General features: G+C 32.5%; 21 protein-coding genes and 2 tRNA genes. 11 read left to right on the plus strand and 12 right to left on the minus strand.

The window, feature by feature from the left end; genetic code table 11:
- The first annotated feature begins 108 nt into the window (after positions 1-108).
- Positions 109-507, plus strand: coding sequence for a hypothetical protein (locus tag HOG88_RS07025; protein WP_295004613.1), 399 nt, complete (start codon positions 109-111; stop codon positions 505-507).
- A 286-nt stretch (positions 508-793) separates the two neighbouring features.
- Here the strand turns inward: HOG88_RS07025 and HOG88_RS07030 are convergent, their stop codons facing one another.
- From HOG88_RS07030 to HOG88_RS07055, 6 genes are all read right to left on the minus strand, one after another.
- Positions 794-1,573, minus strand: coding sequence for a hypothetical protein (locus tag HOG88_RS07030; RefSeq protein WP_295004614.1), 780 nt, complete (start codon positions 1,571-1,573; stop codon positions 794-796).
- Positions 1,574-1,811: 238 nt separating this feature from the next.
- Complete coding sequence (locus tag HOG88_RS07035; RefSeq protein ID WP_295004615.1) at positions 1,812-2,021, minus strand: helix-turn-helix domain-containing protein; 210 nt, start codon at positions 2,019-2,021, stop codon at positions 1,812-1,814.
- A 156-nt stretch (positions 2,022-2,177) separates the two neighbouring features.
- Positions 2,178-2,972 carry a hypothetical protein gene (locus HOG88_RS07040; protein ID WP_295004616.1) on the minus strand — a complete coding sequence of 265 codons (795 nt, stop codon included), beginning with the start codon at positions 2,970-2,972 and terminating at the stop codon, positions 2,178-2,180.
- Positions 2,973-4,187 carry an integrase arm-type DNA-binding domain-containing protein gene (locus HOG88_RS07045; RefSeq protein ID WP_295004617.1) on the minus strand — a complete coding sequence of 405 codons (1,215 nt, stop codon included), beginning with the start codon at positions 4,185-4,187 and terminating at the stop codon, positions 2,973-2,975.
- Between the two features lie 191 nt (positions 4,188-4,378).
- A tRNA-Gln gene (locus HOG88_RS07050) sits at positions 4,379-4,453 on the minus strand.
- A gap of 19 nt (positions 4,454-4,472) precedes the next feature.
- Positions 4,473-4,549: transfer RNA gene (locus HOG88_RS07055), tRNA-Met, on the minus strand.
- Positions 4,550-4,704: 155 nt separating this feature from the next.
- On the opposite strand from HOG88_RS07055, the gene HOG88_RS07060 reads away from it, so the two are divergent.
- From HOG88_RS07060 to nspC, 7 genes are read left to right on the plus strand one after another with little or no spacing between them, the layout of a single operon-like run.
- Positions 4,705-5,733, plus strand: a complete 1,029-nt coding sequence (locus HOG88_RS07060; RefSeq protein ID WP_295004618.1) for a bifunctional 3,4-dihydroxy-2-butanone 4-phosphate synthase/GTP cyclohydrolase II — start codon at positions 4,705-4,707, stop codon at positions 5,731-5,733.
- Between the two features lie 28 nt (positions 5,734-5,761).
- The gene (locus HOG88_RS07065; RefSeq protein WP_295004619.1) at positions 5,762-6,490 is read left to right on the plus strand and encodes a DUF695 domain-containing protein; all 729 of its coding nucleotides are present in this window, start codon (positions 5,762-5,764) and stop codon (positions 6,488-6,490) included.
- Positions 6,483-8,306 carry an MFS transporter gene (locus tag HOG88_RS07070; protein ID WP_295004620.1) on the plus strand — a complete coding sequence of 608 codons (1,824 nt, stop codon included), beginning with the start codon at positions 6,483-6,485 and terminating at the stop codon, positions 8,304-8,306. Before HOG88_RS07065 ends, HOG88_RS07070 begins: the two co-directional genes overlap by 8 nt.
- Complete coding sequence (locus HOG88_RS07075) at positions 8,293-8,664, plus strand: diacylglycerol kinase (RefSeq protein WP_295004621.1); 372 nt, start codon at positions 8,293-8,295, stop codon at positions 8,662-8,664. Before HOG88_RS07070 ends, HOG88_RS07075 begins: the two co-directional genes overlap by 14 nt.
- Positions 8,665-9,843 (plus strand): saccharopine dehydrogenase family protein, encoded by a 1,179-nt coding sequence (locus HOG88_RS07080; RefSeq protein ID WP_295004622.1) that lies wholly within the window; start codon positions 8,665-8,667, stop codon positions 9,841-9,843.
- Positions 9,844-10,689, plus strand: coding sequence for an HDOD domain-containing protein (locus tag HOG88_RS07085; RefSeq protein WP_295004623.1), 846 nt, complete (start codon positions 9,844-9,846; stop codon positions 10,687-10,689).
- Positions 10,676-11,824 (plus strand): carboxynorspermidine decarboxylase, encoded by a 1,149-nt coding sequence (gene nspC / locus HOG88_RS07090; protein WP_295004624.1) that lies wholly within the window; start codon positions 10,676-10,678, stop codon positions 11,822-11,824. Before HOG88_RS07085 ends, nspC begins: the two co-directional genes overlap by 14 nt.
- 104 nt (positions 11,825-11,928) lie before the next feature.
- Here the strand turns inward: nspC and HOG88_RS07095 are convergent, their stop codons facing one another.
- The 6 genes from HOG88_RS07095 to HOG88_RS07120 form a co-directional block, all read right to left on the minus strand.
- Positions 11,929-12,447, minus strand: a complete 519-nt coding sequence (locus HOG88_RS07095; protein WP_295004625.1) for a hypothetical protein — start codon at positions 12,445-12,447, stop codon at positions 11,929-11,931.
- Entirely contained in the window at positions 12,447-13,592 is a 1,146-nt protein-coding gene (locus HOG88_RS07100; RefSeq protein WP_295004626.1) for a hypothetical protein, read from the minus strand. The genes HOG88_RS07095 and HOG88_RS07100 overlap by 1 nt, the downstream gene beginning before the upstream one ends.
- Positions 13,592-13,717, minus strand: a complete 126-nt coding sequence (locus HOG88_RS07105; RefSeq protein WP_295004627.1) for a hypothetical protein — start codon at positions 13,715-13,717, stop codon at positions 13,592-13,594. Before HOG88_RS07105 ends, HOG88_RS07100 begins: the two co-directional genes overlap by 1 nt.
- A 27-nt stretch (positions 13,718-13,744) precedes the next feature.
- Positions 13,745-14,020 carry a 2OG-Fe(II) oxygenase gene (locus HOG88_RS07110; protein WP_295004629.1) on the minus strand — a complete coding sequence of 92 codons (276 nt, stop codon included), beginning with the start codon at positions 14,018-14,020 and terminating at the stop codon, positions 13,745-13,747.
- Positions 14,021-14,262: 242 nt separating this feature from the next.
- Positions 14,263-15,573 (minus strand): MATE family efflux transporter, encoded by a 1,311-nt coding sequence (locus tag HOG88_RS07115; RefSeq protein ID WP_295004631.1) that lies wholly within the window; start codon positions 15,571-15,573, stop codon positions 14,263-14,265.
- 15 nt (positions 15,574-15,588) lie between these two features.
- Complete coding sequence (locus HOG88_RS07120) at positions 15,589-16,080, minus strand: MarR family transcriptional regulator (RefSeq protein WP_295004633.1); 492 nt, start codon at positions 16,078-16,080, stop codon at positions 15,589-15,591.
- Positions 16,081-16,190: 110 nt separating this feature from the next.
- On the opposite strand from HOG88_RS07120, the gene HOG88_RS07125 reads away from it, so the two are divergent.
- The 3 genes from HOG88_RS07125 to HOG88_RS07135 are packed head-to-tail and all read left to right on the plus strand — an operon-like array spanning position 16,191 to position 21,609.
- A complete protein-coding gene (locus HOG88_RS07125) occupies positions 16,191-17,225 on the plus strand; it encodes an efflux RND transporter periplasmic adaptor subunit (protein WP_295004635.1) in 1,035 nt (344 codons plus the stop codon).
- Positions 17,225-20,371 (plus strand): efflux RND transporter permease subunit, encoded by a 3,147-nt coding sequence (locus HOG88_RS07130; protein WP_295004637.1) that lies wholly within the window; start codon positions 17,225-17,227, stop codon positions 20,369-20,371. Before HOG88_RS07125 ends, HOG88_RS07130 begins: the two co-directional genes overlap by 1 nt.
- The gene (locus tag HOG88_RS07135; RefSeq protein WP_295004639.1) at positions 20,368-21,609 is read left to right on the plus strand and encodes a TolC family protein; all 1,242 of its coding nucleotides are present in this window, start codon (positions 20,368-20,370) and stop codon (positions 21,607-21,609) included. The genes HOG88_RS07130 and HOG88_RS07135 overlap by 4 nt, the downstream gene beginning before the upstream one ends.
- Positions 21,610-21,622: the final 13 nt, after the last annotated feature.

Here is a 21,622-nt window from a genome sequence, read left to right on the forward strand (position 1 = left end):
AGCTAGCTGTCCGAGCAGTTTCCAGCTGAGTGTCCGACGAAAAGACAGCTGGGTGTCCGAGCGAGTCCAGCGTGAGCAGTAAACATTGAAAAATCTAGTTACTTACCATTGAAAATAGATGAAATAAAAACTCTTTTTCAAAGTTCAAGCATGGTCTTTTGTATCGCTGGTTTTGGAGGTAACACAGGAACTACAATAACTCCTATTATCTCCGAAATAGCTAAAGAATTTGGATTATTTACAATATCTATTGTAACAAAGCCATTTTTGTTCGAAGGCAACAAGAAGAACAATATTGTAAAATCTGGAATAATTAAACTAGACAGAAGTAGTGACTCAATAATAATTTTTGACAACAATAAGCTGTTACCTTTATTGGATGAAAACAGTACTTTAAAGGAAGCATTCAAGATGATTGATGTTGTTTTAGTTGAAAATATTATTGATAAGATAAAATTCTATACATCAATATGTAATAATTATTTATCACGAAATTTAGAAATATAAATTGATTGATAGAAAGAGTTTAATCTTATTTAATTGTTACATTGCAAAGAGTATGGAAGATATTAATAAAGCTGAGATAGCTTTGGATGTAAAAGAACGATTTCATTTATAATCTAATCACCGCTTCCTTTTTGAATGAGTATTAGCTAAATTCTCGTCAAATAGATGCTTTTATGATTTTGTTTTTGCTTCCTTTTATATCAAAAAATCTGTAGAATTTTATCATGAAAGTACTATATTATAGGAGTTTAGGTGTTGAATTTTCTACAACAGTTTAATGAAGAACCTAAAGAGATTTAGCCCCTTTATGAGTTCTTCTATCTAGCAGTAATTTTAGTTGCATATAAATATAATCCAAATTAAAATCATTAAACTGGAAATATTTGCTTGATATGTTAAGTACATCCACTATATAATCATCTATCATTAATCCTTTGAGCTTGTATTGCATAGCGATAGTGGCCTCCAATCTCTTCCAATGTTTGTGGGCACTATTCAGAGTCTTGTGTCTAGTTTCTTTTAGATACTTGTCATAAAGAATAACTTTTTTTATAGTGCTAGTATCTCCTTCTACATATTGAGGTTTGTTTATATAAAAACTCGTTTTCTCTATCAATGCATCGTTAAATGATGAAATATAATCTTTAAATAACCAGTAGTAGCTATTTAATGCATTCTGATTTATCTCAAGCTCATTTATTCCATCAAAGCAAATGTCCATATCTGATATTTTAAATCTATTAATAAACAAACTTAAAATTGAATAGGTATCAATGCTAATATACTTAGTGGGCTGTCTTAGACCAGTAAATATCACTTCACAGTAAAAGTCTTTTCTCTTCTTTCTATTTTTAGAAATTGATTGACTCTCAATATTATGCTTTATTAAGATATACCCACTTAAATTATTAGTGTTGCCTATCTCCACAAAACTAACATCATAGTCTCTACTCTGTTTGATTTCTTTAGTCTCAAAGTATTTATTGATGATGTAGTTTTTACTACTGTTTCTTATCTCTAAATTATGTGTACACAAAAACTTTTGAAGTGTTTTAGATGGTGGCATAAAGCGAATTGTATCTATACCGATACTGTTAATAAAGATAGTTAATCTTTGTTGTGAGTGCTAATATAATTATATATTAAGCGGAGAACATCAAATCACTTCATAATGATACTAATTAAAGCCCAGTACAATGGGAATAAAAAGTAGTTTTACACCATCTAAAAAAGATATCATCTATCTATCGTTTTTGTCGGAATATAATTAGAGATAAAATCACTGCTTTTTTGAAAATATGGCTTCATGAATAAGACATTTCTACATCAATGAAGAGTTGATTGACATCATCTATATCAAAAACTGTGACTCTTTGACTTATTTTTTTAGGTTTAAGTTTGCCTTCTTTCGCATATAGCCATACCGTACTCAATCCAATACCTAACAACTCTGCTAATTCTTTAGCACGATAATATCTCTTTTGTTTCATTCCTGAATTACTTGTATTACACATATATATACCTTACATAGTTCAACTATGAAGACTTAGGCCTAAGATTTAACATCAGTATTTAGATTTACTTGATGTTCTCCAACCGTCATTGGATTATTGAAGAGTATCAATCTTGAGTGTGATAGTAAAAAGTGAGTTCACTTTTTAAAAGGAGTTTTATTTTCGAATAGAGTGAGTTAAATCAATTCCAGCAGCTGTTTCGTAATTATAATGTTGTTTTATAAAATTATTCAAATTTGTTTTAATGCCAAAATAATCTCTTTCATCATTGTTATGATTAAATTTAATCTCTTGAAAGTAGTCGGAAATAATTGAATTAACTGTGTTGAAAATTTGTGTTTTCTTAATAGTCTTATCATCTACCTTTTCTTCTTTAAGAATAAGGTACATTTCATATAGAAAGTTTTCAAACACTTGCTGTACGGTATAGTGATTGTTCTTTAATGATAATTGTAGGGCTCTTAGATATTCAAATGTAATAAAACCATTAGGTGTTGAATATTTGTCTATTGTCTCCTTTGTAGAGACTACTTTATTAATATGCTTATCCACTTCTTGGTCAGTTTCCATAATGTACTGAATGACATCGTTTATCTTATTTTCAATATTTCCTTGATTATTTCTAGTTTTTAGCTCTCGAAAGTTGTCAGAATATTCATCAAAATAGTTTAGAGCTTTATGTGTTTTCGCCAAAAGATAAAATATGCTCTTTATACATTCATCATCTAAATTATATAAGACTTCAAAAGGGTTGTCATTATTAAGAATGATACCTTTAATAATATTCATCTTTATATGAGAGAGAAATTCTGGTTTTCCATTATAATATTCTTTATAAGTTTTGTCTTTTACCTCTCCATCCATGTAATCTTTTAGCATAGGAAAAGGTAAGTAAAAGTCATCAAGTTTTTCTAATCTTTTTATAAAATTACTTTTATCATTTACACCCATTTATTTTTGTAACTCCTCGAGATAATTGCTCCACCATTGCATAAGCTCAACTCTTTCATTAAGATATTTGGCTCTGTTGTAGGCTTGGGGTACTTTACCTCCAACTTTATGTGCAAGTTGAGTTTCTATTACATCATATTTAAATCCACTCTTTTCATGTGCCAATGTACTAAACATAGCTCTAACCCCATGAGGGGTAAATTCTGTTGTTGTATACCCCATTCTTCTTACTGCACCAAGTAGGGCACCATCGCTTAATGGTGTAGAGGTACTCTTCGTCGATGGAAATAGGTAAGGGCTGTCTCCAGAATATAATTTTATATCTTCTAGTAATGAAATAAGTGTATCAGGTAGAGGAACGATAAAATCATCTTTTGTTTTCATCTTCTTTGCAGGGATACACCATTGTTTTGATTTTATATTTATTTCACTCCAAAGTGCTAACCTTGCATTAGTAGGCCGTACAAAAGTATAAGTTAAAAATAAAAGTGCATATTTTGTTGAAGACTCACCACCATACTCTTTGATACTTGTAAGAAGGTTTCTAATCCCTTTATCATCTATGATAGTAGGATAATGCTCTTCTTTTGACTGACCTATTATTTCACTAATATCAATATCACTAGCAGGATTTCTTTGTGCAAGTCCATGTGCAACAGCCCATTTAAAAGTTTTTCCTATTGTTTGATAAACTTTTTGAGTAGAGTTTCTAACATCTCGTTCCATCATCTTCCTCAGAATAGATATAATATCTTGAGCGGTTACATCATCTATACTTTTATCTCCTATATATGGAAATGTGTCATTGACAAACCCTCTCATAGTTCCTTTATAATGAGGCTCACTAATATCCTCTTTTATTTTTTCTAATCTTTGCAGTGCTATGGCTTTAAATGTATTGAGATGCTGGGTATTTACTTTTGCTTGTATTACCTTTGCTTCCTTTTTTTTATCACTAGGGTTAATACCATTAGCAATATCAATTTTATGTATTTCTCTTAGTTCTCTAGCTTTTAAAAGAGAGATACTTGGATAAGCCCCTAAAGATAGTTTTTTTTCTTTATTATTAAATGAATATTTTAATTTCCAATGCTTGCCACCAGCTTTTGTTACTAAAAGATATAAGCCCCCACCATCAAATAACTTATAATCTATTTCTTTTGTTTTGGAGGTTTTAATTTTGGTGTCTGTAAGGGGTATAGTAGTTCTAGCCATAGTGCTTCCTCATAGTGATAGGGGCTTATTATTTGGTAGGTAAGGGCTTATTTTATAGTCAGCCCCTAAAAAAGCCCCTAAATAGTTGAGATTACTATAGCATATGTTGAATTAAGTTAGACTAATAAATTAGTGTGAGTTCGTATTTTAGGCTATTTTTAGAGTTATTTGGATGTTGTTAGATTGTTGGATGGATGGGGTAGAGGGATTCGAACCCCCGAATGCTTGCACCAAAAGCAAGTGCCTTACCGCTTGGCGATACCCCAACACTTATAGTTTATAAATTGGTTGCGGAAGCAGGATTTGAACCTGCGACCTTCGGGTTATGAGCCCGACGAGCTACCGAACTGCTCTATTCCGCGTTATTTAAACAAACATTAGTCTGTTTATGAGCCGAAATTATAGACAAAAACCTTTTTAATGTCAAGCATTTTAGGGATAAATTTTAAAAATTATCTGTGACCTAATTTTAATGAAAAATTCAATATAATAGACTAAAATATTTAAAAGAGAATTTATGACACCTATTAAAAGAGTACACCAAGCAATTGAAGAGATAAAAAAAGGGAATATGGTCATCATGATTGATGATGAAGATAGAGAGAACGAGGGTGACTTAGTCTATGCAGCTTCGTTTAGCTCACCACAGCATGTAAACTTTATGGCTATGCATGCTCGTGGTTTGATTTGTGTTGCTTTAAGTAAAAAAATTGCGACAAAGCTTGACTTAAACCCGATGGTAAGTTCAAACACTTCATCATATGAGACAGCTTTTACTGTTTCTGTTGATGCAAAAGATGCTTTAACTGGTATATCTGCAAGTGAGCGTAACGATACTATAAGAATTCTTGCAAATCCTATATCTAAGGCAGTAGAACTTGTTAAGCCTGGACATATCTTTCCTCTTATAGCTAAAGATGGTGGCACTCTTATTCGAACAGGTCATACAGAGGGTTCTGTGGATATTTGTCGTTTAGCTGGGCTCAGTGAAGCTGGAGTTATTTGTGAAATCATTAAAGAAGATGGGACAATGGCTCGTCGTGATGATTTAGATGTATTTGGCGAGAACCATAATCTTAAAACAGTTTTTATCTCAGACATAGTTGAGTACAGACTTGCAAATGAGTCACTTATAAACACAACAAAAGTTGAAGAAATAGAATTTTTTGGAGTAAAAGTAAATCAGCATACATTCCAAGATCATGATGAGATAGAACATACTGCCATAGAATTTTATTCAGCAGGAGAAGTGGCAAATGTTCGTGTTCATAATGTTATGCCAGATATAGACCTTTTGCTTAATCAAAATAAGTATAATAACCTTACAAGCTCAATAGAATACCTTAAGAAAAATAGTGGAATCTTAGTGTTTATCAACAAAACTCACCATCAAGATAATTCCGCTCCAAAAGAGTTTGGAATAGGTGCACAGATAATAAAGTCATTTGGTATAAAACAGATGAACCTTATTACCTCTATGAAACAGGGCGATTTAGTAGGATTAAGTGGGTTTGGTTTAGAAATAAAAGAGCTGATCGATATTTAGCTCCAAAATATTATAAATAAGAGAGATTATGAGAGATTTTTATACGAGAGTTAATGATGGTGAAAAGATCGGAATAGAGGTAGATGTAGATGTTAATGCATTTGGATACAGCAGTAACTATTCATGGTTACTGAGTATCTTCATAAAATTTGATTTAGAATCTGCAGTAGAAGAAGCTTATGAAGAATTTTTGGAGATAAAAGAGTCTTTAGTTATCTCTTTAGAACACGAAGATAAAGCAAAATACGTAGGGAGTAGACTTGTTGATGGATGGAGTGAATTATATTTTTATGCAAAAGATTCTAAGTCCTTAGACAAACTAGTGACAGAGGCTCTTAAAAGTACAAACTATGCATATGAAAGTAGTACTGTTAAAGATACTAAGTGGGATTTTCACTATAAAAATTTAGCACCAACTGAACTAGAGTTAGCTCATATACAGAGTGAAAAGATTATAAACCTTCTTTTAGAAGAAGAGGATGATTTAAGTGCTGTTCGAGAAGTAGAACATTATGTCTCTTTCGAACTTCCTACTCAAAAAAACAGATTTGTTAATACTTTTACACTTGAAGGTTTTGAGATTAAAGACGAGATAAGTAGTGAAGAGTTTGAACATGGGTTAGCATTAATAAAAGAACATAGTGTTTCATCAGAGGAAGTACAAAAAGTTGTCATAGCATTATATGAAGCTGTTCAAAAAAATCAAGGTTTTTATGAAGGTTGGAGTACGGTTTTAGCCACGGAAGTAGATGTTTAAAATAGTTGGAGTTTTTAATTATCTCTTTGTGATATTTTTAAATGCTTTTACCGATTTAGGTCATAAAATAATCGTTCAAAATACGGTTTTTAAAGTTTATGATGGTAGCACTCAAATAGTATTGACGGCTATTGTAAATGCTCTTGTGCTTCTACCCTTTATATTGATTTTTTCTCCAACTGGATTTTTGTCAAATAAATTTGCTAAAAATAAAATAATGAAACACTCTTCAATGTTAGCCGTATTTATAACCATAGGGATAACCTATTCATACTATAATGGTTATTTTGTAATGGCGTTTGCAATGGCATTTTTACTTTCACTTCAGAGTGCTATATTTGGACCTGCAAAATATGGTTACATAAAAGAACTTGTGGGAATAAAGTTTATAAGTCAAGGAAATGCAGCAGTTCAAGCAGTAACTACCGTAGCAATACTTGGTGGGATAATCTTTTATACAGTTTTATTCGAAGGATTGTACTCCAAAGAATTAAGTAGCGAAGCAGACATTTTGAAAACTGTTGCACCTATTGGAGGGATCCTTATAGTCTCTTCTTTATTTGAATGGTTTTTAGCAACTAAATTACCAAATAAAATGACTGAGCCTAGTAAAGCAACCTTTAATATGAGTAAATATTTAAAAGGTGATTATTTACGAAAAAATTTAAAAACGACAACTAGAAAAAAAGAGATATTTCAATCAATCATCGCATTGAGTCTATTTTGGTCTATATCTCAAGTGGTTTTAGCTGTTTTTGGGGAGTATGCAAAGAGGGAACTCCTCGTTACAAATACGATTTATATTCAAGGAGTTATGGCTCTAGCAGGTATAGGTATAGTGTTTGGTTCTATTATGGCGGCAAAATTCTCAAAATATTTTATAAATATGGGACTAGTTGGAATCGGAGCAGTAGGAATTACAACTCTCGTCTTTTTCATACCTTTGGTTCACTCGATGAATGTGATGGCTTTAATGTTTAGTCTATTTGGTATATTTTCTGGTTTTTTAATGGTTCCTCTCAATGCCCGTATTCAATTTTTAGCTCCTAATGCACATTTGGGAACGATATTAGCCGGGAATAATTTCATACAGTATGCGTTTATGATTTCCTTTTTGACATTAACTACGATTTTTGCATATTATGGAATGAATTCAGAGATACTTTTTTATCTAATGACTTTAGTGGGTGTTTATCTTTCTTATATTACAATTAAAAGATATTTTGTAGAAATATTTTGGGCAATAATGCAAATATTTTCAAGCCTAAGACATAAGTATAATTATATTGGTTTAGAAAATATACCACAAAGTGGAGCCGTACTGCTTTTAAGTAATCATGTAAGCTGGGTTGATTGGATAATTATACAGTTACCTATGAAACACCATATAAACTATATGATGGATAAAGATATATATAATTGGAAATTTTTTAATATGTTTTTTAAAAAAGGTGAAGTTATGCCACTTTCCGTAAAAGCTTCAAAAGACGCGTTTAAAGAGGCTACAAAGAGACTTCAAGCTGGAAAGATAGTTGGTTTATTCCCAGAGGGAAAAATAAGTTCAGACTCTACTCTAGGTAAGTTTTATAAAGGGTATGAGCTTATAGGTAAAGATTATGATGGGGTTATTGTTCCTGTATTTATCCAAGGAATGTATGGTAGTTTTTTCTCTAGAAATAAGGCAAACGAAGCAAAACCATTCTATAAACGGCGTCTTGTAAATGTTTACTTCTCAAGCCCTGTAAGTAAATACACTCAAGTTGATGAATTAAAAGAGATAATAAACTCAATGAAGGATAAATATGAAGCTAAATAAGCCAAAGCATAACTTATATCGTAATGGCGTTTATGCCTTAGAAGGTTTTATAGATGTTGTGAAAAATGAGACATCTTTTAAATGGCAACTAGTAAACTTAGTTGTTATGGGAAGTATTGCATGGAGTCTCCCTCTTAGTTTTGGGGAGTCTAGTATACTTTTTATTTCACTTTTTCTCCCGATATTAGCAGAGATAATGAACTCAGCGATAGAGCGAGTTGTAGATTTAGTGACTCAGGAATATCATATCTTAGCAAAGCAAGCAAAAGATGTAGGTGCGACTTTAGTTTTAATGAGTTTGATAGTAACAGTATTAATTTGGGCTAGTGTTTTAGCCATAGCATATAAGGTAGTATAAATGAAAACAACATTGATAATAGGTGCAGGTGGAGTAGGTAGTGTAGTAGTACATAAGTGTGTAATGAACGCAGATGTTTTTGGAAACATTGTTTTAGCAAGTAGAACTCTTAGTAAATGTGAAAAGGTAAAATCAGAACTTCCAAACGCGAAGATAGAAGTAAGACAACTAGATGCCGATAATACACCTGAAATAGTAAGTCTTATAAATGAGATAAACGCAGACATAGTTATAAATGTGGCACTTCCGTATCAAGACCTTACTATTATGGATGCTTGTATAGAAACTAAAACACCGTACCTTGATACGGCTAACTATGAACATCCAGATGAGGCTAAGTTTGAGTATAAGCTTCAGTGGGAAAGAGATGCCGCATTTAAAGAAGCTGGTGTAATGGCTCTTTTAGGAAGTGGTTTTGATCCGGGTGTTACGAATGTTTTTTGTGCTTATGCTCAAAAGCACCTTTTTGACACCATTGAAACTATTGATATTATGGATTGTAACGATGGTCACCACGGACATGCTTTTGCAACAAACTTTAACCCAGAAATAAACCTTCGCGAAGTATCTGCCAATGGAAAGTACTGGGAAGCTGGTCGTTGGTTTACTACAGAACCTATGCAAGTAAAAATGATGTGGGATTATCCAGAAGTTGGTGAGCGTAACTCATTTTTACTTTACCATGAAGAGATAGAATCACTTATAAAACATATAAAAGGTGTTCAACGTATACGTTTCTTTATGACTTTTGGTGATAGCTACTTAACTCACATGAAATGTTTACAAAACGTGGGAATGTTAGGCATAAAAGCAATCGAGCATAAAGGACAGAAAATAGTCCCAATAGAATTTTTAAAGACACTTCTTCCAGATCCTGCTTCTCTTGGTAAAAAAACATGGGGTAAGACAAACATAGGTGTTGTTTTTAATGGTATAAAAGACGGAGAGCGAAAGAAGATATACATTTACCAAGTAAGTGACCATGAAGAGTGCTATAAAGAAGTAAAATCTCAAGCAGTCTCATACACAACAGGAGTTCCAGCTATGATAGGTGCTAAACTAATGTTAGAGGGAAAATGGAATGGAACTGGTGTTTTCAATATGGAAGAGTTTGATCCCGATCCATTTATGCAAGAATTAAGTAGACAGGGATTACCTTGGCAGATAAAAGAGTTATAGATGACTTATGAGAGTATGATAAAAAATATAGATGATATGCCGCCACTTTCAGATATTGCAAAAGTAATGCAAAGCCTATATGCATTTGGTTCTGAGAATGTTGATATAAAGAAGCTAGTGAGAATGATAGAGTCAGATGTAATGTTGATGGCTAATATTTTAAAGATGATAAACTCTCCATATTATGGTTTTAAAAATAGAATATCTTCAGTCTCTCAGGCTGTAATACTATTTGGTGTTACAAAGATATATGCACTTGTTATACACTTTGCCATGAGTAACCAGTTAAAGGCTGATACTGACATATATGGCTTCAATAATGCTCAATTTAATGAGATGTGTATTTTACAAAGTTCTTTGATGATGCAGTGGTATGCAAAAGTTGATTTAAGAGATACTCATGTCTTAACAGCTCTCGCTCTAATAATGGAATCAGGTAAACTAATAGTCTCAAAAGAGCTTAATGCAAGTGATTATCTTGAGGTTTATAGAGAAGGTTTTTTAGCTTGTACAAACATACAAGAGTTTGAAGAGGAGTTTTTAGCAACTACGTCCTACTACCTTAGTGCTCTTTTATTTGAACATTGGCATTTGGAACCTATTTATACTGAGATTTTAAAAGAGCTAGATGGTAAAACATATAAAGATGATGTAGAGCAAACGAGTACAGTAGTTAAGCAGTATGCTAATGCTATTGATGTAATAAGAACTGCCATTAATTTAAAAGAAGTTTTAACGGAAGAATCTATTAAAAAAGCAACTCAAAAAGTTAATGATATGGGACTTAATGGTGAAAGATTTATGGTTGTGGCAAAAAGAATTAGAAAAAAGTATGACGAACAATAAATACTTGGAAACACCATACTATGTATGTGAAGAAGAACTTTTAGAAAAAAACCTTCGTATTTTAGATGATGTGCAAAAACGCAGCGGAGCAAAAGTAATAGTTGCTCTTAAGGGTTTTGCAATGTGGAGTACATTTGGACTAGTTTCTAAGTACCTCAATGGGTGTACGGCAAGTGGACTTTATGAAGCAAAACTAGCAAGAGAAGAGTTTTGTAAACATAACCCGAATGCAGAAGTTCATACTTATTCTCCTGCATTTAAAGCAAATGAGATAGAAGAAATAGCAAAAATATCCGATCACATAATCTTTAATTCCCCAAACCAGTTAAACAGATTTCTTTTAAAAGTCAAAGAAATTAATCCAAAAATTCATACATCTTTACGAATAAATCCTGAAGTTTCTTTATCTCCAGTTGATATGTATAATCCTTGTGGTGTTTACTCGCGTTTAGGAACAACTTTAGCAAATATAGATGAAGAATCCCTAAAACAGGTGGATGGACTAAACTTTCATGCCTTATGTGAACAGGATGTTAGTGCTTTAGAAGAGGTTTTAGCAAGTTTTGAAGCTAATTTTTCAAAATATTTCACTAATTTAAAGTATATTAACTTTGGAGGTGGTCATCATATCACTAAAAAAGGCTATGATGTAGAGAAACTTATTTGGATAATCAAAGAATTTAAGAAAAAATATGATGTTGACGTTTATTTAGAGCCTGGAGAAGCAGTTGGCTGGGAATGTGGTTACTTAGTATCAACAGTACTTGACATTTTTGAAAATGGTATGAACATAGCCATACTAGATACTTCAGCAGAAGCACATATGCCAGATACTCTTTCTATGCCATATCGAGCAGATGTGAGGGGTTCTTCAATTGCCAATGATAAAAAGTATACCTATAGACTTGGTGGTAATACTTGTCTTGCCGGTGACATAATGGGAGATTACTCTTTTGATGAACCACTCAAAGTAGGTGATGAAATAATTTTTGAAGACCAAATTCATTATACATTTGTAAAGAACACAACTTTTAATGGTATAAAACTCCCTTCGTTAGTGATTAGATGTAAGTCCGGAGAGTTGGAGCTTATAAAAGAGTTTGGGTATGAAGAGTATAAAAATAGGCTTAGCTAGGAGTCTACGGAGAGTTAGACCAAGAGACCTATACAGTAGCTAATGCAAGTTACTCGTATAAGATCTTAGAGAGAACACAAAGGTAGAACGATTAGGTAATGATCTTAACTTTCGCACCTAATATTAATCGAAATTACACCCCAGGGGTAACATTGGGGTGTAATTTTAAAAAGTGGAGATATTACCCCTGGGGTGTAATTTCTGACTAATACTGCGTTAGCTAGTTCATTTGATGGATTATATGTATCACCTGATAATATTTGAAGAATAACATGTCCTAATTCATGTACAATAGTCACATTACCATCATGTTGTCTAAATGTATTTTTATATCCACCTGTAATATCTTCTACTGGGGTAAAGCCTCCTGAACCATTTAGTTCTGGGATTTCTATTGCATAGTCAATCAGCATAGTTCCATCTGTGTACCCACTATTAGAAAAACTTATATCAATTGAAATTGCATTAGTATTGTCATAAATATCTTCATTTTGTAGTCCATACATTCCTACCGCATTTAAAACATTCCATAATTCTTGACTTATACTATTATAATCTGCTTGAAGAGAATTATTTCCTTCAAAAAATGCTTTATTTTCTTTTGTTAAGGTGTACTTTGCCATTATTTTTCCTTTATCTCTAATTTTATGTTATATTTTTTAAAAACTTCATCACTAATCTCATTTATTTGAAGTTCATTTTCGTTAGTACTTTTCTTTTTTGCCATTTTCATGTATTTCCGTCCATTTTTTGATATTTCAAAATTCTTTTTTTCATCCATAAATATCCATTCTTTATTTTCATAAAGGAAAAATACATTATATTTATCATTATTAGCTCTATCATAGATAAACCAACGGACTCCTAAAGTTCTCGAATAAGCATTTTTACCACGACCACTGCCTAAAGATAAAATATGATTATTTGTTTTTGATGATTTTCCGAACTTACTTAAATACCCAGCAGGGTATATTCTTTTTATCATACTTGCTGTTTTTTTAAACTCATGTAGTTCGTTTTCATCTGCATATTCATTAAGTACTAAATGCTTAATTACTCCAGTTTTTATTGAAAGCATATATTTACAGTATCCAAATTGGCATTTTTCATTTACATGACAATTTTTTAGTTTATAATATAAATAGTCTTCATGGGATGAAATAGCGGGAGCATAAATATTTAATTCTTGAACTTTTTTCAATGTTTTTGTATCAAGTTGTATAAAAAAGTCTTTACTCCCAAAAAACAGATATCTATCACTACCTATAATAAAATTAATCTCTTCATTAGGTTCACTCTCAAATAAAATATCTATTTTTGACTTTACAATTATTTCAAGTGTATTAGCATCTCTCTTAACAATAGTACCATCCTTATCTACTGTTATAAACATATTATTAATATAAAGTATCGCTGCAGTTTTAATGAAATGTTTTTTAAGTAATGTATTTGATGTTAGATCCCATAATTCAAATTCATTTCTTGTCCATAGTAACATATGTGAATTATTTTCTACAATAAACATACTTACTCTGCTAAATGTTCCCCTTGCTACTTTTATGTCTGAAGAAAAAGAACTCATTTCTTTTATAGGATTTAATTGCCACCTCGTAATAAGTCCATCTTTTAAAGTGTAAAAACTTTTTCCATCGAGAGCAAGTACAGCACTATCAATTTTCCCTGCATCTCGTTCAACATAAGGAATCCATACTTTTTCATCTGCAAAAACTCCACTAAGTAAAATAAATATTAAAATTAAAACTTTCATTACACAACCTTCATAAAAATATTTTGTATCATATATCGTATATCAATATTTTGGTAGTCATGATTTAACTTTAAAACATGATTAGAATAACTACCTTTATTAAATGTCAGTGTATTATTATTCATCTATAATCCTTAAATTCTTTCTTATTTTTATACATAATGCATCATAGTGCTTACTATATACTTTGGATTTTTACCTTTTACTGGACAGCCTTTATGTAACCAGTTCCACATAGCTGGGAAAAGAAGTAAATTTCCTTGTTTTGGTTTAACCATTATCTTAAACTGGGGGAAGTCTGTTTCTCCTCCAATAAAGTCATCATTTAGGTATAAAAAGGCAACCATAAATCTTTTTGCAGTTTTAAGATTAGTTACTTCTACATGTTCATCAAACATATCTTGAGAGTTAGGCATATAACGCTTCATTCGTAGAGGCTCTAGCTTGAATTCTTTAGGCCATTGATGTGCTTGAATATCATGTTCTTTTTTATAAGCACTAAAGCCTTCTAAGAAAAGTGCTCTTAGTTTTTCGTTTTCTTTGTTTTCCCTTGGATATTTAAATTGCTTCTTTAATTTGGTATCAGTGGATCATTGTCATCAGGGTCATATATGCAAGTTACTCAAACTAAACACTAAATGCTTTCCAAGATTATGATACTAACTCGCTTTTAGAGAGTTTTTAAAGTCTTCTCAGCATACCACCATAAAAATATTCCTGATGAAAATATAATAGCAGTAAGAGAGAACCATAGATAAATAATATCTACTTGTAAGTATGCAAGAATACTAAACACGATTATAGGAGCTATGAGTTGTCTATAAACACTGATAGGCACAATAATAGCGGGTTTACCTATGCCTTGCAACATCGCGACATAGATGAAAACTAGCACAAATGCAAAAAAAGCGAAGCCAGATACCTTAAGGTAAAGAGCTGTTTGAGCGATAACTATGGGGTTTGTCGTCATAGTAGAGGCAAATTGCTCCCCAAACAAAAAGAAAGAGATAACCCCAATAGCACTAATAATAAATCCATAGAATATTCCGAGATTTACTGTTGGAGAAATCCTCTCATAGGCTTTTGCTCCACTGTTTTGTGAAACTATAGAAAGAACAGCGATATTTAGACCAACTATAGGCATTAAAAATATTTGCTCAATTCTCATACCAATGCCATATGCGGCAACGGCTTCTTTTCCATAGTCAGCTACAAAGTATGTGATGATATACATTCCAAACGCCATCATGAACATATTAACACTTGGAGGTATTCCTTGAAGTAGAAGTTTTTTTATGATTTTTTGATCGTATCTATAGTCTGAGAGTTTGTGCCAAAGTTTTGTTTTGTTGAGCTTGTAAAAGAGATAAAGCATAGCAATACTCTCAGATATTATAGTTGCAAACGCGATGCCTTTTACACCGGTTTCAAAGTATTTGATAAACATATAGTCAAGCAGTATATTTAAAAACGCAGTAAAAATAAGTATATTTCTAAATGATTTCGTATCCCCAAGGGCATTTAAAAGGGCATTGAGAAAAAATGAACTTACAAAAAAGATGACACCATAGAGTATGATATTTATATATTCTAGTGTTGCTTTTACATAAGATGGGTCGCCCAGGGCTTCTACAAGATAGGGAGTAGCGATAAGACCTATAATAGAAAGAGATATAGAAAGAAGTATCGAAAATACAATGCCATTGAGTGCTATATGTTGAGCCTTTGGTATATCTTTTTCGCCCAGAGCATTCCCAGTAAGAGAGGTTAATGCCTCACTCATTCCTATAGCTATAGCTAAAATCATGAAAAATACAGAAGCTGAGAGTGAAAGAGCGGCAAGTGCTTCAGTTGAAATCATACCGGCAAAGTAAGTGTCTGTTACATTAAACATAGTATGAAAAAAGTAACCTATGACGGCAGGGAAAGCCAATTTGAATATATGGGGTTTTATATCACCCTGAGTTAGGTCTAAATGCATTTACTCTCTTTAGTACTATACTTCATAATGAGTAAGTGTTTTAAAGAGTAAGTTTGAAAGTTGTTTTCTTTCATTGTCGTTTACATTTGAAAAAATTGTTTCTTCAAGTTTTGTTACATCAGCCAATGCAATTTTTAAAATTTCTATCCCGGTAGGTGTTAATTGTACAAGTTTACTTCTTTTATCTTCTTTATTTTCAAGTCTTATAATGAACTCTTTTATTTGTAGCTTATTGAGAACTTTTGTCATACCACCCGAGGAGAAAAACAATCTTTCATAGAGCTGTGTAGGAGTTAGAGTGTGGTCTTCATCCTGTGAAGAATGTAAGGATGCTAAAACATCCAATTCACTGTTTGATAGGTTGAACTCTTCATCTAAAAGTTTAGAAATATCTGATAAAAGTTTTTGAGAGAGTATTATTAAAGGTAAGACAACATAACCTATATCACTACTACATGTTTCTTTGTCTTTATTGTCAAGACGTAATTTTAATTCATTTGCATTCATGACCTAATTATACTAGATTTATTAGTATAAGTAAATATATCTTTCTAGAAAGCAATATGTAAGATTTAGTATGGTATCTTTCCGGAAAGACAATTAAGGAAGTGCAAAAAATGAAACATATACTATTGGCAATAGCTTTACTTTTAAATTTACAAGCAAACGGTCAGCCACGTGCATCGCTAGTCAAGACAGTAATAGTCAAAGAGGGTTATGTAAGTTCTCTCCAAAACTATGTAGGAACTTTATACTACGATAAAAACTCTAAATTAGCATCGGAAAGTTCAGGTGTAGTAAGTAAACTTTTTGTTAAAGAGGGGTCATTTGTTAAAAAAGGTGCTCCTTTACTTAAACTAGAGGGTTCAATTCTTGAAGCTAAGGTAAAAGCGAAAGAAGCAATATTGTCTTCTTTTATTTCACAACAAACGAAGCAAAAAACAGATTTAAAGAGAGCAGATGCTTTATTAAAAAAGCAAAGTATTGCACAAAGTAGCTATGACACTACATTTTATACACTAGAAGCTTTAAACGCAGAAATTGACGCACATAAAGCAGAGTTGCTTTCAATGGAAATAGAGCTACAAAACAAAACAATTAAAGCACCATATAACGCAGTTGTTGTAGAAAGATCTGTTGACATAGGCGAATGGGTAGCGGTAGGTAGTAGTGTTTTTAATATTATTGACCCAAATAGCATAGAAGCTAAAATAAACATTCCTAGTAAACTTTTTAATACAATTTCAAAAAAACAAATGCTGCAGGCAAAAATAAATTCTAAAGAGATAAATGTTTATGTCAAAAATATTATTCCTTTAGCAGATAAAGGTAGTCGTACATTTCCACTAAAACTTTCACTGAAAAATCAAAAAAACTTTATAGAAGGCATGAGAGTAGATGTAAAAGTACCAACAATAAAAAAAGAAAAATCTTTACTTGTTCCTCGTGATGCTGTGATTAAGCGGTTTGGTGGTTTTGTCGTTTTTTGTGTGGTAGACTCTAAAGCTGTAATGATACCAGTCAAAGTTATCAATTATGTTAAACATGAAGCAGCAGTTCATGCTCAAGGTCTGAGTGCGGGTATGAAAGTCATCACAAAAGGCAATGAGCGAATATTTCCTAATATGCCGGTAATTGAGAAGGCAGACTGATGAACTTGATTGATACATCTATAAAAAAACCTGTAAGTGTTTTTGTTGGTATAGTATTAATTTTGATGTTTGGTATAGTTTCTCTTACTCAGCTTCCATATAAACTAACACCTAACGTAATAGAACCAGAAATCGGAGTTGTGACTTTATGGCCAGGTGCCACACCAAGTGAAGTTGAACGCGATATCATTGAGAAGCAAGAAGAACAACTAAAATCTACTCCTGGACTACTTGGTTATGAAGCAACTGCATCTGATAATATTTCAGAAATAACTTTAACATTTGAAGTCGGAACAGACATGAATAAAGCACTTCTTGAAGTGTCAAATAAACTCAATCAAGTTGATCGCTACCCTGAAAATGTCCAAAAACCAATTATTCAATCAGCTGGTTCTAATGCATCACCAACTATATGGTTAGGCTTTGTTGTAAACGCGGGTAATAATAGAGATGTAGATACATATCTGACATATTTAGACAATGATGTAAAAGAGATGTTTGAAAGAGTGGAGGGCGTAGCAAGTATTTTTGTTCCCGGTGGAACTAAAGATGAACTCCATATCAAACTTTTCCCAGAGAGACTAGCTGCACATGGGTTGACTATAGATTCCATTGCGACAGCTATCCAAAATGAAAATATTGATACAGCAGCCGGAACGGTAGATATTGATAGACGAACATATAGAGTGAGAACATCTGCAAGGTTTACATCTATAGAAGCACTAGAACAAATGGTACTTTTTAATGATGGTGAACAAAGTATTCGTTTAGGGGATGTCGCCGAGATATCTAAAGGCTACAGTAAAGTTGTAGCAAACATTTTACAGTCAAATGGAAACGGCTTAAATAAGGCACTTATATATGGTGTTAGAATGGACCCCTCTGCAAATGTTGTAGATACTACTAACAGAGTAGAAAAAGTAGTAGAGCACCTCAATGCAAATATACTTCCATCACATGATATACATCTTGACTGGTTCTATGACCAAAGAGGCTACATTCAAGGTGCGATTGACTTAGTAAAGCAAAATATTACCATTGGTGCAGTTTTAGCAATCATAGTTTTATTACTATTTTTACGTTCATTTTTACCTACGGCAGTAGTATCGGCTGCAATTCCGATTAGTATTGTGGCTACTTTTATTGTTTTAAACATCATGGATAGAAGTTTAAACACTATATCGCTTGCTGGTATATCATTTGCCGTAGGAATGTTACTTGACAGTGCCATAGTTGTTTTAGAAAACATAGATAGACATTTAAAGATGGGTAAAAAACCGTTTGATGCAGCACATGATGGAACAACTGAAGTTTGGGGTGCACTTGTAGCCTCTGCTTTAACGACAATAGCTGTTTTCTTACCAGTAATCTTTTTAGAGTCAGAAGCAGGGCAACTGTTTAAGGATATTGCTATTGCTGTTACTGCTGCAATTACTTTTTCTTTATTTGTTTCGATCTCTGTTATACCAATGTTTTGGACACAACTTATTAAACTAAGTTCAAAGGACCATGAAGCAAAACATGTTATTGTAGACAAGCCAGATTCATTTTTAAAAAAAATGGCTAAAAAAATCAATGCTTTATTTATGTCAGGTGTGACTTGGAGTTTAAAGAGAAGACTCAACCAATTTATAATGCTCATTGTTATGGGAACAATTTCTGTTCTTACAATCATAATGTTGTTCCCAAAAATGGAGTATTTACCACAAGGAAATCAAAATCTTATAATGAATATTTTAATTCCACCTCCAGGATTGTCTGAGAAGGAAAAGAAAGATATTGGGCATAAAATATATGAACACCTAGAACCTCATTATAAAGAAGAGATTGATGGTATTCCACCTATCGCAAATAGTTTTTATGTAGCAGCTGGCGATTTTATTATTCAAGGAATGATTTCTAGAGAAGAGACTAGGGGAGCTGAATATATTCCTTTTATGATGCCTATTGTAAATAGTTTTCCTGGTATTTTTGGTATATCTTTACAACGTGGAGTATTTGAACAAGGTATAGGAGAAGGGCGTAATATTGACATAGATATAAGTGGTCAAGATATGTCAAAACTAACTGACATTGGTGGAATGTTATTTGGTGCAATTTCACAAGGTCTCAAAGGTGCTCAAGTGCGTCCAGTACCATCTATTGAGCTATTGTTTCCCGAGGCCTTGATTATTCCAGACCGTAACGCTCTTGTAAATGTAGGTATGAATAGTAGAAGTTTTGGTTTTGCTGCAGATGTTCTTCTAGATGGACGTAAAATTAGCGAGTATACACAAGATGGACAAAAGTCTATAGATATGATTTTAAAATCTCAAGACAATTTGATTAACTCACCTGAAGCACTTTATCTTACTCAAATATCAACACCTAATGCAGGTTTAGTCCCTATGTCTGAACTATCTCAATTAACACATACAACGAGCATTACAAAGATACGTCATGTTGATGGTAAAAGAACCATAACTCTTCAGGTGACACCACCAACTACAATGACCTTAGAAGAAAGTGTAGAGATACTCGAAAAAATTGTTAAAGAGACTGTTCCTCCAGCTATGCTTAGAGGTGGAGAAAAAGTAAAACTTGCAGGGAAGGCAGATAAACTAGCTCAGACGATTACTTCTATGAAATGGAATTTAGTGTTTGCACTTGCAATTATTTATCTTTTAATGAGTGCTTTATTTGGAAACTTTATCTATCCACTAGTAATTTTATTTACTGTACCTATGGCGACTGCCGGTGGATTTGTAGGTCTAAAACTGACAAATATGTTTGTAGCACCACAACCTCTTGACATACTTACCATGCTTGGATTTATTATTTTAATTGGAATCGTTGTAAACAATGCCATTTTAATTGTGCATCAGTCATTAAATAACATAAGACATAATGGAATGGAAAATAAAGAAGGAATTATAGAGGCGACAAGCTCGCGTTTAAGACCTATTTTTATGAGTTCTTTAACTTCAGTATTTGGAATGTTGCCATTGGTTTTAATCCCTGGTCCAGGTTCAGAATTTTATAGAGGTTTAGGTTCAGTAATTACGGGAGGACTAGCATTATCAATGCTATTTACTATTTTAGTTACACCTGCACTGATGTACTTAATACTCAGCCTTGAAGGTAAAAAAGAAAAGGATATTTCATGAGAGTAGTTTTAACTTTAGTTTCATCTTATGCACTTGTATTTGGATTGACACTATCCGAGTCCATTGATTTAGCTTTGAAAAATTCTCCAAAAATTTCAATCTCTAAAAGTACTGTTAAGTATCATGAGTATATAAAGGATGCAGCAATAGGTGCTTATCATCCTACCCTTGAAGTTGGATTTAACTGGAAGAAGTTGGAAAACCCGACAACTTTCGCATTTAGTACTAGTTATAATTATAATATAAATCTACAGTACAACTTGTTTAATGGTCTTTCTGACTATTATACGGTTGATTCTAAAGAGTTTGAGTTAGAGTCTTCTAAACTACAGGAGGTAGCTGTAGTAGAGGACTTAAAGCTTTCCGTTATTGTAGCTTATACTAATTACCTCAAAGCAAAAAAGCTCATTAAAACACAAGAAAAACAATTTGTATCACTCGAAAAACAATACGATGATACAAAGGTAAGATACGAGCAGGGTGTAGTAGCTAAAAATGATTTACTTCTCATTGATGTTGAAAAACTAAAAGCTGAGCAAGCACTCATTCAGGGGAAAAGTAATCTAGTAAAAGTAAAGAGCAATTTGGCAAATACTATAGCTCTGAATATTGATACAAATGAGTTAATAGATGATTTTGATGCAAGTGTAAGTGATGTAGAAGACATAACTTCTTTAGAATTAAAAATGATGCAAAACCGTAGTGAAATGAAAGCAATGAAACTTATGAGTAAATCATTCAATGCTCAGAAAAATGCTATTAATGGGAACTATCTACCAAAGGTAAATCTTGAAGCTAGACATCAGATTAATGGCCAAGAGAGAGTATCAGGCGAATCAGTTTTTCAAGCAAAAGATCAAACAAGTTATGGAGTGAATGTTACTTGGAGTTTATATGCTGGAATGAGAAATTCAGCAATGAAAAAAGCTTTACTAGAGCAACAAAATCAATACAACTTTAGCTTACATCAACTCAAGTTAGATCTAAAAAATCAGCTTGTTCAAGCATATGAAAACTATAAAGTTGCTAAAAGTGCAAAGCATGTAGCTGCTCGTGCTAAAAGTAGTGCAGAAGAAAATTATCGAATAACCGCAGATAGATATAGTTATGGAGATGTCCAAACACTAACCCTCTTAGTTTCTCAATCAAACCTAACCCAAGCAGAAAATGAGTATAACAATGTATACTATGATTTATATATCGCATATAAAACATTAAGAAGAATTGTTTCTAATTAATATGCTTTAATAA

The sequence above is a fragment of the Sulfurimonas sp. genome (assembly GCF_018698455.1).
In the GTDB taxonomy this organism is placed as follows: Bacteria; Campylobacterota; Campylobacteria; order Campylobacterales; family Sulfurimonadaceae; genus Sulfurimonas.

Bases quoted from the DNA above. Each gene is read 5' to 3' on its own strand.
- HOG88_RS07070 (WP_295004620.1), top strand. From the start codon at position 6,483: ATGTTTAAAATAGTTGGAGTTTTTAATTATCTCTTTGTGATATTTTTA.
- HOG88_RS07040 (WP_295004616.1), bottom strand. From the start codon at position 2,972: ATGGGTGTAAATGATAAAAGTAATTTTATAAAAAGATTAGAAAAACTT.
- HOG88_RS07060 (WP_295004618.1), top strand. From the start codon at position 4,705: ATGACACCTATTAAAAGAGTACACCAAGCAATTGAAGAGATAAAAAAA.
- HOG88_RS07065 (WP_295004619.1), top strand. From the start codon at position 5,762: ATGAGAGATTTTTATACGAGAGTTAATGATGGTGAAAAGATCGGAATA.
- HOG88_RS07110 (WP_295004629.1), bottom strand. From the start codon at position 14,020: ATGAAGCGTTATATGCCTAACTCTCAAGATATGTTTGATGAACATGTA.
- HOG88_RS07135 (WP_295004639.1), top strand. From the start codon at position 20,368: ATGAGAGTAGTTTTAACTTTAGTTTCATCTTATGCACTTGTATTTGGA.
- HOG88_RS07130 (WP_295004637.1), top strand. From the start codon at position 17,225: ATGAACTTGATTGATACATCTATAAAAAAACCTGTAAGTGTTTTTGTT.
- HOG88_RS07035 (WP_295004615.1), bottom strand. From the start codon at position 2,021: ATGTGTAATACAAGTAATTCAGGAATGAAACAAAAGAGATATTATCGT.
- HOG88_RS07120 (WP_295004633.1), bottom strand. From the start codon at position 16,080: ATGAATGCAAATGAATTAAAATTACGTCTTGACAATAAAGACAAAGAA.
- HOG88_RS07075 (WP_295004621.1), top strand. From the start codon at position 8,293: ATGAAGCTAAATAAGCCAAAGCATAACTTATATCGTAATGGCGTTTAT.
- HOG88_RS07115 (WP_295004631.1), bottom strand. From the start codon at position 15,573: ATGCATTTAGACCTAACTCAGGGTGATATAAAACCCCATATATTCAAA.
- HOG88_RS07045 (WP_295004617.1), bottom strand. From the start codon at position 4,187: ATGGCTAGAACTACTATACCCCTTACAGACACCAAAATTAAAACCTCC.
- HOG88_RS07030 (WP_295004614.1), bottom strand. From the start codon at position 1,573: ATGCCACCATCTAAAACACTTCAAAAGTTTTTGTGTACACATAATTTA.
- HOG88_RS07095 (WP_295004625.1), bottom strand. From the start codon at position 12,447: ATGGCAAAGTACACCTTAACAAAAGAAAATAAAGCATTTTTTGAAGGA.
- HOG88_RS07080 (WP_295004622.1), top strand. From the start codon at position 8,665: ATGAAAACAACATTGATAATAGGTGCAGGTGGAGTAGGTAGTGTAGTA.
- HOG88_RS07125 (WP_295004635.1), top strand. From the start codon at position 16,191: ATGAAACATATACTATTGGCAATAGCTTTACTTTTAAATTTACAAGCA.
- HOG88_RS07105 (WP_295004627.1), bottom strand. From the start codon at position 13,717: ATGAATAATAATACACTGACATTTAATAAAGGTAGTTATTCTAATCAT.
- HOG88_RS07085 (WP_295004623.1), top strand. From the start codon at position 9,844: ATGACTTATGAGAGTATGATAAAAAATATAGATGATATGCCGCCACTT.
- HOG88_RS07100 (WP_295004626.1), bottom strand. From the start codon at position 13,592: ATGAAAGTTTTAATTTTAATATTTATTTTACTTAGTGGAGTTTTTGCA.
- nspC (WP_295004624.1), top strand. From the start codon at position 10,676: ATGACGAACAATAAATACTTGGAAACACCATACTATGTATGTGAAGAA.